Below are 10745 nucleotides of genomic sequence, written 5' to 3'. Positions count from 1 at the left end.
TCGAGGACAAGAGCTATCGTTTTAAAATCTTCAACCGTTGGGGCAAGCAGGTTTATGAAACCGATAACTACCTACAACCTTGGGATGGCATTGATGAAACCACTGGCGAAATTGCTCCGATTGGTGTTTACGCCTATGTAATAGAGCTGGTGGACTTGAATGGTAACGTGGAGACTTATAAGGGTTCTGTTACTTTGATTTTGTAGCTTAGGGCGAAGAGCATAGAGTATAGAGCTTTATTAAAAAAACTCTGAGGACTGGAATTTTATTCTAGTTCTTGGAGTTTTTTTTTGTTGAAATAGATGTATTTCTTTTAAATTTATTTCATAAAATCAGGCACAAAAAAAAAGCCAAAGAAGAAATTCTCTGGCTTTCGAACAATTATTAAAAAAATATTAATTATGCGGAGTATCACTACTCCATAGCGCGGTAACCACTCCAACGCTATTTATTAAGATTAACTTAATGAAAGAACTCAGACCTTTTTATAACAAAATACATGCCAGAATAGTACAAATCCCAGTATCAATAACTTAGCTAAATGGTTTTAGTAGACTTGTCTGAATTTCGGAATTCAAATTATAATTCTTGTATTTTAATTAAGGTAAACAACAGTTTTCATTAATAAACTGTTGTTTATACACAAAGTAAAAAACAGGTCAAAGACCTGTTTTTTAACATCCTATGTTAAACTTATTTTCTCTTTACAACTTTTAAAGCTGACTGTATAATGCTTTCCGAATTTAGGCCATATTTTTCCAATAACTGGACAGGTGTTCCGCTCTGTCCCCATTCGTCATTAACGCCAATTAATTCCATAGGGCAAGGTGTATTTTTTGCCAATAATGAGGCAATACTTTCTCCTAAACCACCTGCAACCATGTGCTCTTCCACACTTACCAAACAACCCGTTTTTGCAACTGATTTCAAAATAGCAGCATCATCCAAAGGTTTAATGGTATGAATATTAATGATTTCTGCAGAGATCCCTTGTTTTTCAAGTTCCTCACCAGCCAAAATAGCTTCCCATACCATATGTCCTGTTGCTACAATAGTAACATCAGTACCTTCGTTCAACATTTGAGCTTTTCCTATCTCAAACTTCTCGTCTGCTACAGTAAAATTAGGCACAACTGGACGTCCAAATCTTAAATAAACGGGACCTTCGTGCTCTGCTATGGCTAAAGTAGCTGCTTTGGTTTGATTATAATCACAAGTATGAATAACTGTCATACCTGGTAACATCTTCATCAAACCAATATCCTCGAGGATTTGATGTGTTGCACCATCCTCTCCTAAGGTAATTCCAGCATGAGAAGCACATATTTTCACATTCTTTTCGGAGTAAGCTACACTTTGACGAATTTGATCATAAACTCTACCAGTAGCAAAAGCGGCAAAAGTACCAGCAAAAGGAATTTTACCTCCAATGGTTAAACCTGCAGCCATACCAATCATATTCGCTTCTGCTATTCCAGCTTGAAAGAAACGATCTGGAAACTCGTCAGCAAATTGATTCATTTTTAATGATCCTATTAGGTCAGCACACAATGCTACCACATTAGGGTTTGTTTTACCTAACTCATAAAGACCAGCTCCAAACCCTGAACGCGTATCTTTTTTCTCTGTATATGTATATTTTTTCATCATATTTATTTTCACTATTTGTTTAAATCCAGAGTTACTGTAGCTCCAGTTTTAATTTTAAAACGCTTTTCGATACTATCTAAAGTGGAATTTGAAAACTTATTTCTATAAACAATACGGTAATTGCCAGGTAATAGGTATAAAGATTCAATATGATTAATTTCATTTCTAAATCGATAAACCCATTCTAAGCCCTCCTCTGTTTCTTCAAATATGCTTCCATAACCAAGGCCTGGCTTCTTGACTACCAAAATACCCGGTCCAGGAATATCTACATTGGTCACATGATTTTGAGAAATCAGTATACTATCAATGATTAAACGCGGCAGACTTAGAACTTCCAACTGATAATAACCCGTTAAATAAGTTTCTTTTTGTCCGAACTGCTGCACATTTAAAGTAAGAGGACCATTTGGTTTTCGCACCAATGCTTGCATCCCATTTATGGGCTCTTTACTATCTACTTCTAAATTCAAAACTCCAACTGGTGCTTTTAAGGCAATGGTATTATGTTCAGCTTCATTTATAATAACACTATCCAATCTCACTTGAGGTATGGTATGAGCCACTATATCATATACATTTCTAGGATCTAAAAATAAAGTATCAGGAACCCCAAAAGCATTCAGGGTATGAATAAAATTATGCTTCATCAAACCTGTATAATGATCATATATGCTTACCGCTACATTAGTTGTTGATGGCTGATTATTTGCATCCAACAAATTAATCTGCGCCGTAGTATTATTCAAAGCCTGGCTGATCATCACATTTAATCCAGTTACAAAATCCTCTTCAGTAACTGCTTCAATAAAAGTTCCCACACAATCGTATTGTCCTTTAAAATCTTTTCCAATTCCAATTACAAATGGTTTCAACATGATTCCTTTGGCCTGAAGGCGTAGGCTGACTTCACATGGGTCTCCTTCACATTCTTCAATACCATCAGTTATTAAAATGATGATATTTCTACAATGATCACAATCGGGGAAGTCAGCAGCAGCCTCTTCTAAAGCATAAGAAATTGGTGTAGTTCCTTTGGGAACAATATCTTTAAGCGCCTTTTTAATCTTTTTAGAATTATTCTTTGCGAACGGCACAATCAATCGACTGTCTTCACAAACTTGAGGAGGCACATGATATTGATCACCAAATACTCGAAAAGCCACTTCTACATTCTCAACTGTTGCTAGGCTATCCAAAAAGTTGGATAATATTTCTCTAGCTGCAAATATCTTCTGTTGGTAATTCCAACGTCCGAACATAGATTGAGAAGCATCGAATACAAAAAGTAAACGAGTGATTTCTTCTTTTTCTTGTTTTTGCTCTTGAGCCGCTAAAGGCTTCAGTACAAGAAGTAAAGAAACTATAGAAATGTAATATATAAGTTTTTTAATCATTAATAATCGCCAAGCGTTTCTGTTAATTGAGAAAGTGCATCAGCAGCTTGTTCATCATTTGGAGGTGAACCATGCCATTTATGAGTTCCCATCATAAAGTCGACTCCGGCACCCATTTCTGTTTTCATAATGATAACGATAGGTTTTCCTTTACCTGTCATTGATTTGGCTATTTTCATGGTATCGATAATCTCACAAACTTGATTACCATCCATTTCTAAAACTTCCCAACCAAAGGCTAACCATTTTGCTTTTAAATCCCCTAAATCCATTACTTCCTCAATAGGACCATCTATTTGCTTTTGGTTATAATCGATAGTTGCAATGAGGTTATCCACTTTTTTAGCTGCAGCATATAAAGCAGCTTCCCAGATTTGACCCTCATTCAATTCACCATCACCATGAAGTGTATACACTAAATGCTTGTCGCCATTAAGTTTTTTAGCTTGTGCTGCTCCGTTAGCTACCGACAAACCCTGACCAAGTGAACCCGAAGCGATTCTAATACCTGGTAAATGATCATGAGTAGTAGGATGTCCTTGTAGTCGACTTCCCAATCTTCTAAAGGTAGCTAATTCTTCAACTGGGAAAAATCCACTATGAGCTAAAACACTATACCATACTGGCGAAATATGTCCATTTGATAGGAAGAACAAATCCTCATCTGTTCCATCTAAAGTAAAATTCTCAGGACTATAATCCAATACCTCTTGATAAAGAGTACTTAAGAAATCAGCACAACCCAATGAACCACCTGGATGACCAGATTTCACGCCATGTACCATTCTGATAATGTCTCTTCTAACTTGTGAAGCAAACGCTTCGATTTGATTAACTTTCTCCATTTCTATTTTTAGTCAATAATTTTCTAATTCTGTCCGCCGAGAATGGTTACACTTCCTTGTTCTTTTCCATTTGAATATTCACCTTCCCATGTAAATACATAAAAATAAACTCCATCTGGCAATCCACCGCCATCCCAATTATCTGTACAATTTATACAATCGAAAAGTTTGGAGCCATTCCTATTAAATATCACCAACTCGGTAGATTTAAAATGTTCTTGAAACACTAAATCATCTCCAGTACACTTGGTTACTTCTTGAATTCCTGTTGATTTTAATGACTCTTCAGAATCTTCTCCTCCACCATCACCACCAATAATTTTAAAAATCCAAGTATCATTTACACCATCCCCATTAGGAGTGAATACATTGGGGATACAAAAATTTAATTCTTTTACTTCAAAAGTATTTAAATAAACAATAGTATCGCACCCATCTATATTCTCAGTATAAAGGGAGATATCATAGGTACCCACTTGTTGATAAGTATGGGTCGTGATATCTGAATAGGCTTTAGATTCATCACCAAAATCCCATTCATATTTTTCAATAAAACCATCCTCTATTTCTATTGCAAATTCCACATCGGGTTTTGTAATGTAAATTTCTTCTGGATTTGCGGCTATATCATATACTGCAGCAGCATAAATAACAGGTTTGAACAAATCTCCATAAATACAACCTCCTGCATCACGAATAGAAACAAAAACTGGGTCTTGACAAAGACCTATTGCAATACTATCATTCTGATTAAACTTATCGTTCCATTTATAAATATATGGAGCCGTTCCTCCAGATATATTAACTTCTGCTTGAGCTTTACAACCACCATTTTCACTATCATCTCTACAGCCAATTGTAAATTGTTCAAAGTCTATTTCAACTTCACTTACATAAGGTACAGGCAAGCTAGCATCTACTATATAACTAGCATCAATATCTAAATCTGTAACATTAGTAAAACTACAAACCTCTTCAAACCAAGTAAAAATTGCATCCCCATTTGCACTGGGCTTTTCTGTAAAAAGCAGTGATAGAAATAGACCATCCTCTAGGTTAACTCCATAGTAGGCTGCCCAATCTATTGAGATGGTATCGTTAGATACAGAAGTTTTTATTCTATACTCCTCTTTATTCTCTAATTCAAAATCAGAATTATGATACACACTACTATCAAATTGAATCAAGGTATTGTCAAATTTCAATTTAAGATGTATGGATTTAATGTTCTCCAAATTTTTAAACTGAACTGGAATTTCAATTTGCTTAGTGGCACAATGAATCGCTAAACGAGACTCAATTTGGGCTTGGGCCACTAAAACACTACTCAATGATAATAGGATAATTAACAGGTATAAGCTCCATTGCTTCATAAAACTAATATTGATTGGTTGATAATAAAACCAAGGTACATGCAACTTCTACTTCAATTCCATTCTCTTTTGCCAAATTCATTAATTCAGAATTTTCGGTACCTGGGTTAAAGATAATACGTTTAGGATTAATCTTTAGTATATAATGATAAATATTCTTTTGATTTTGAGGGCCAAGGTAAAGAGTCAAAGTATCGACACCCTCGAAAATGGGCTCTCCCTTATGGATTGGGATCGTATCTATTACTGATTCACGAAATCCAACTGCCACAACTGGATGTTGATATTCTTGAAGCATTTTCACTGCTTTATAAGAATATCTTTCTGGCTTTGGGCTAGCTCCCAATACCAAAGTTTTCTTTTGCATGTGGTTTTTTTGGCAAAGATAAAATAAAAGATGGACGACAAGTGTAAAATAAGGTCAATATCAATAATCTCTTATCCACAATTGACTCAAATAAAACGACCTATAAGCACAAGGACTTCAAGCCTTTCAAACATTAACAATTGTTAATAAAAACAAATATTGTGTGAAGCTTTAAAACACCCAATCTTAGCATATTTTAATTATCTTTGCGCGACTATAATTGAATGTACTTATGACAGATCAAGAATTGAATAAACAAAACGAATATTCGGCGGATAACATACAGGTATTAGAAGGATTAGAGGCGGTTAGAAAACGTCCTGCTATGTATATCGGCGACATTTCATCCAAAGGTTTACACCATTTGGTTTATGAGGTAATTGACAACTCTATTGATGAAGCATTGGCTGGCCATTGCGATACTATAGAAGTTGTTATCCAAGAAAATAATTCCATAAAGGTAACAGATAATGGACGTGGAATCCCCACTGGGATTCATGAGAAAGAAGGACGCTCTGCTTTAGAAGTAGTAATGACCGTGCTTCATGCTGGTGGTAAATTTGACAAAGGGTCCTATAAAGTTTCTGGTGGATTACACGGGGTTGGTGTTTCTTGTGTGAACGCCTTATCTACGCAGTTAATCGCTACTGTATATCGTGAAGGAAAAATATTCCAACAAGAATATAATATCGGAAGACCATTATATGATGTAAAACAAATTGGGGAATCTGATAAAACAGGAACCGAAGTTGTTTTCCTACCTGATGCATCCATCTTTACAGTTACCGAATACAATTTCGACACTCTTGCTAATAGAATGCGTGAATTGGCCTTTTTAAATAAAGGTATTACCTTAAAACTGATAGACGAAAGAGAAAACGGAGATGATGGTGAGTTTAAAAACAAAACCTATCATTCTGAAAAAGGTCTTAATGATTTTATTGACTATTTGGATGAAACTCGTGAAAAATTGATTCCGAACGCCATCTATATGGAAGGCGAAAAGAATGGTATTCCCATCGAAATCGCCATGAGATATAATACTTCTTTCTCTGAGAATGTTCATGCTTATGTAAACAACATTAACACCCATGAGGGAGGAACGCATTTAAGTGGTTTCAGAAGAGGTTTAACCAGAACACTAAAGTCTTATGCAGACAAATCTGGCTTATTAACTAAGTTGAAGTTTGATATTAATGGTGATGACTTTAGAGAAGGCTTAACAGCTGTTATTAGCGTTAAAGTTCAAGAGCCACAGTTTGAAGGGCAAACCAAAACCAAGCTAGGAAATAGCGAAGTAATGGGAGCTGTTGATCAAATGATTTCTCAAGCCTTGAATAATTATTTAGAAGAAAATCCAAAAGATGCCAGACGAATTGTCGACAAAGTGATTTTAGCTGCTACCGCTCGTCATGCTGCTCGTAAAGCTCGTGAATTGGTGCAAAGAAAGAATGTGCTTTCTGGTTCAGGCTTACCTGGTAAACTTGCTGATTGCTCTGAAAAAGACCCTGCTTTGAGTGAAATATACCTAGTGGAGGGAGATTCTGCGGGTGGAACAGCCAAGCAAGGACGAAACAGAAAATACCAAGCCATCCTTCCTCTTAGAGGTAAGATTTTAAACGTGGAGAAAGCAATGCCTCATAAGATTTTTGAAAATGAGGAAATCAAAACTATGTTTACGGCGCTTGGAGTTTCAATTGGAACCGAGGAAGATAGCAAAGCCTTAAACATAAATAAACTTAGATACCACAAAATCATCATCATGACGGATGCCGATGTGGACGGTAGTCATATCGCCACATTAATCCTAACATTCTTTTTCCGTTACATGAAAGAATTAATCGAAAAAGGCTATGTTTATATTGCTACTCCCCCTTTATACTTAGTTAGAAAAGGCAAGGAAGAACATTATGCTTGGGATGATGACCAACGCGATTTATTCGTTTCCAAAATGGCCACCGACGGGAAAGACAAAGGGGTTCATATCCAACGCTATAAAGGTCTTGGAGAAATGAACGCAGAGCAATTATGGTATACCACCATGGATCCGGAAGGAAGGACACTCAGAAGAGTTGAAATTGAAAATGAACCTGAAGCAGATCACGTATTCTCTATGTTAATGGGAGATGAAGTTCCTCCTCGTAGAGAATTCATTGAACAGAATGCGAAATATGCAAATATCGATGTATAAGGTATTTGTATCTTAATTAAACTCAATATATATTCCAAAAAACACCCGGCAAACGTCGGGTGTTTTTTTTATTTAGCTTAACAAATATTAACGGCATAACAGGCATTTGCTGAAGTAAATTTCCTATTTTTGAAAATTGATGAGATTATTTTTTTGTACCACCACTTTTACAATAATTAAAAAACCCAAAATGATCAGAAACACGAATCTACTAATCGCAATCATACTATTATTCAACATTCCCATATTTGCGCAGACCGACATTGAAGACGAAGTTCAGCAAAAAATATTCGACAATAAAAAGAATAAGATTTTAAGCAATGTGATTATCTCTTCTTTAGAAAGAGCACATTATTCTCCTAAAGAACTTAACGACAGCTTGTCTTTTGAGTTTTTCGAAGAATACGTGAAGAATATCGATAGAAGCAAAAACTTCTTATTACAGGAAGACATAGACATGTTGTCAGAGTATAAATACGAATTAGACAATCAACTTACAGCGGACAAGTTAGACTTTTTCAACATTTCTATTTCTACCCTAAACAAAAGAACACTCCAAATACAAGAGCTTTATAAAGAAATACTTGCAGAACCCTTCAATTATGAAATTGATGAATCTATTGAAATGGATCCTGACAAAGTTTCTTATTGTAAAAATATGAATGAGTTAAAAGAACGTTGGAGAAAAGCATTAAAATACCAAACCATTACGAACATCAGCACCAAACTAAAGGAACAAACCGATGCTTCAGAAAAAAGTGATACTGTAACTATTAAAACTTTTCCAGAACTAGAAGCAGACGCTAGAAAAAAAATTCTCAAACGACAGGACGACTGGTTCCATAGAATGATAGATCAGGTAAATAATACCGATAGAATATCTGTTTATGAAAATTCATTAGCTGCCGTCTTCGATCCCCACACTAATTACTTCCCTCCAAAATTGAAAGAAGATTTCGATATCCGATTCTCAGGACAACTAGAAGGAATCGGAGCCACACTATCACCAAAAGATGGTTATATCAGAGTAGTAGAAGTATTGCCGGGCAGTCCATCATGGAAAACTGGCCTTGTAAAAGAAGAAGACCTTATTATGAAGGTTGGACAAGCTGATGAGGAGCCTGTAGACGTTTATGACATGAGACTTGACGAGGCCGTAAAGTTGATTAGAGGAGCCAAAGGAACAGAGGTTAGACTAACTATTAAAAAACCCGATGGTACAATTATGGTAGTTCCGATTATTCGTGACATAGTTATTCGAGAAGAAACCTATGCGAAATCTGCGGTTATTAGCCCAAAAAATGAGAAAGGACTTGAAGTAGGATATATTTATCTTCCAAGTTTCTATACCAACTTCAACGATCCTAAAGGCAGAAGTTGTGGTGCTGATATGAAAAAAGAATTAGAAAAAATCACTAGCGAAGGTATTGACAATGTCATTATTGACCTTCGAGGTAACGGTGGTGGTTCTTTACGTGACGCAGTAGAAATAGCAGGTCTATTTATCGATCAAGGTCCAGTAGTACAAAGAAGAAGCAGTATTGGCCAACAAAGCGTATTAAGAGACCATGATAACATACTAAACTACGATGGCAACCTTGTTGTTTTAGTCAGTGAGACCAGCGCTTCTGCTTCAGAAATTCTTGCGGCAGCCCTACAAGATTACCAAAGAGCAGTTATTGTTGGCTCTAATTCCACATTCGGCAAAGGAACCGTTCAGCAGTTTGTTGATTTAGACAGACTACTTCCATCAAAGTTCAATGACTATAAAAGTTTTGGTTCATTAAAAATCACGATGGAAAAATTCTATAGAATCAATGGTGGAGCCACCCAATTAAAAGGAGTTGTTCCCGATGTTATTTTACCCACGAACTATTCCTATATAGATTTCGGCGAAAAAGAAATGGATTTTGCTCTTCCCTGGGACGAAATCGCAGCTGTTGAATACCAAAAACTTGACAACTACATCCCAAACTATCAATACATTAAAGAAAATAGCAGCAAAAGAACAAAAGCAAACTCAAGCTTTAATGAAATTGAAAAATATGCCAAATGGGTGAAGAAAAGAAGAGAAGAAACTGTTGAACCCCTAAAATTTGATAAGTACGAAATTGATAAAAAAGCCCGAAAAGATTTTATTAAACAATTCGAGCACATTGGGGAGGACACTTTAGCGATTTCTGTTAGAGATTTAAAATTTGATACCCCAAAAATAAACGCAGATAGTACAAAACGAGTAACAACAGATGAGTGGCACGACGAGATTACTAAAGACAATTATATCTTAGAATCTATTTACATCCTTGAAGATTTAAAAGCCATTAGAAAGAAATAAAAGATTTAATACCCTAAAAAAGCGGCATTGTTATTAACGATGCCGCTTTTATTTTGGCCACTCTTATTACAAACGAAAAAGAATAACTCAACATTCATTTACAAAACCAATGCCATGAATTGATTATCATTCCAGACAAATATAGGATCAACGTGTTTTTCTGGGGGATGGACAATCTAGTCATTTTTTCTCTTGTTAATTTAGGAAGCTATTATTAATAAATATATTACCCAAATGGTTCATTTAATCTGAAAAAGCATGATAATATATTTCTCTTCAACACTTTTTGAAAAAGTGTTACAAAATCTACCTGGCTTTCGCAGTTAGACAGGCCTCCGCTGTATATCAAAGACTACTCCACAAATGCCTTTCCGGAAAAACAATAAATGTTGACGATTACATGTCAGCATAAACTCCTCCCTATAGTGACATTCTACGAATGATCACTAACGAGGGTCAAACAGTATTGTTTTTTATTCCTTCACGCCATTTGCTCCGACTTCCTGAAGTAAGTCAGGCTTAACGACTTTGATATAAGGCGGCTTAGACATTCCTGCGGAAGTCTTTATAAACTTTGCATAGCATCA

General features: G+C 35.7%; 8 protein-coding genes. 3 read left to right on the top strand and 5 right to left on the bottom strand.

Translation table 11 applies throughout. The features are described 5' to 3' along the window. Nucleotides 1–206: gliding motility-associated C-terminal domain-containing protein (locus HNS40_RS10190; RefSeq protein ID WP_172276720.1), on the top strand; the 206-nt coding region annotated here is incomplete at its 5' end. A gap of 487 nt (nt 207–693) precedes the next feature. Here the strand turns inward: HNS40_RS10190 and HNS40_RS10185 are convergent. From HNS40_RS10185 to HNS40_RS10165, 5 genes are read right to left on the bottom strand one after another with little or no spacing between them, the layout of a single operon-like run. Then, nucleotides 694–1647, bottom strand: coding sequence for a transketolase family protein (locus HNS40_RS10185; protein ID WP_172280398.1), 954 nt, complete (start codon nt 1645–1647; stop codon nt 694–696). A 14-nt stretch (nt 1648–1661) separates the two neighbouring features. Continuing rightward, the gene (locus HNS40_RS10180; protein ID WP_172280396.1) at nt 1662–3047 is read right to left on the bottom strand and encodes a VWA domain-containing protein; all 1386 of its coding nucleotides are present in this window, start codon (nt 3045–3047) and stop codon (nt 1662–1664) included. Next, nucleotides 3047–3892 carry a transketolase gene (locus tag HNS40_RS10175; protein WP_172280394.1) on the bottom strand — a complete coding sequence of 282 codons (846 nt, stop codon included), beginning with the start codon at nt 3890–3892 and terminating at the stop codon, nt 3047–3049. The genes HNS40_RS10180 and HNS40_RS10175 overlap by 1 nt, the downstream gene beginning before the upstream one ends. 23 nt (nt 3893–3915) lie before the next feature. Beyond that, the gene (locus HNS40_RS10170) at nt 3916–5265 is read right to left on the bottom strand and encodes a gliding motility-associated C-terminal domain-containing protein (protein ID WP_172280391.1); all 1350 of its coding nucleotides are present in this window, start codon (nt 5263–5265) and stop codon (nt 3916–3918) included. Between the two features lie 4 nt (nt 5266–5269). After that, nucleotides 5270–5632: a CoA-binding protein gene (locus HNS40_RS10165; RefSeq protein ID WP_172280388.1), complete on the bottom strand. Its 363-nt coding sequence runs from the start codon at nt 5630–5632 to the stop codon at nt 5270–5272. 232 nt (nt 5633–5864) lie between these two features. Here HNS40_RS10165 and gyrB point away from each other — a divergent pair, with 232 nt between their 5' ends. Then, on the top strand, nt 5865–7823 hold the full coding sequence (gyrB, locus tag HNS40_RS10160; RefSeq protein WP_172280386.1) for a DNA topoisomerase (ATP-hydrolyzing) subunit B: 1959 nt from the start codon (nt 5865–5867) through the stop codon (nt 7821–7823). A gap of 190 nt (nt 7824–8013) precedes the next feature. Continuing rightward, on the top strand, nt 8014–10158 hold the full coding sequence (locus HNS40_RS10155) for a carboxy terminal-processing peptidase (protein WP_172280383.1): 2145 nt from the start codon (nt 8014–8016) through the stop codon (nt 10156–10158). Nucleotides 10159–10745: the final 587 nt, after the last annotated feature.

Source organism: Lentimicrobium sp. S6 (genome assembly GCF_013166635.1).
Classification (GTDB): Bacteria; Bacteroidota; Bacteroidia; order Bacteroidales; family UBA12170; genus UBA12170.
Note: the sequence above shows the minus strand (reverse complement) of the source record. Positions and strands in the feature narration are given on the sequence as shown.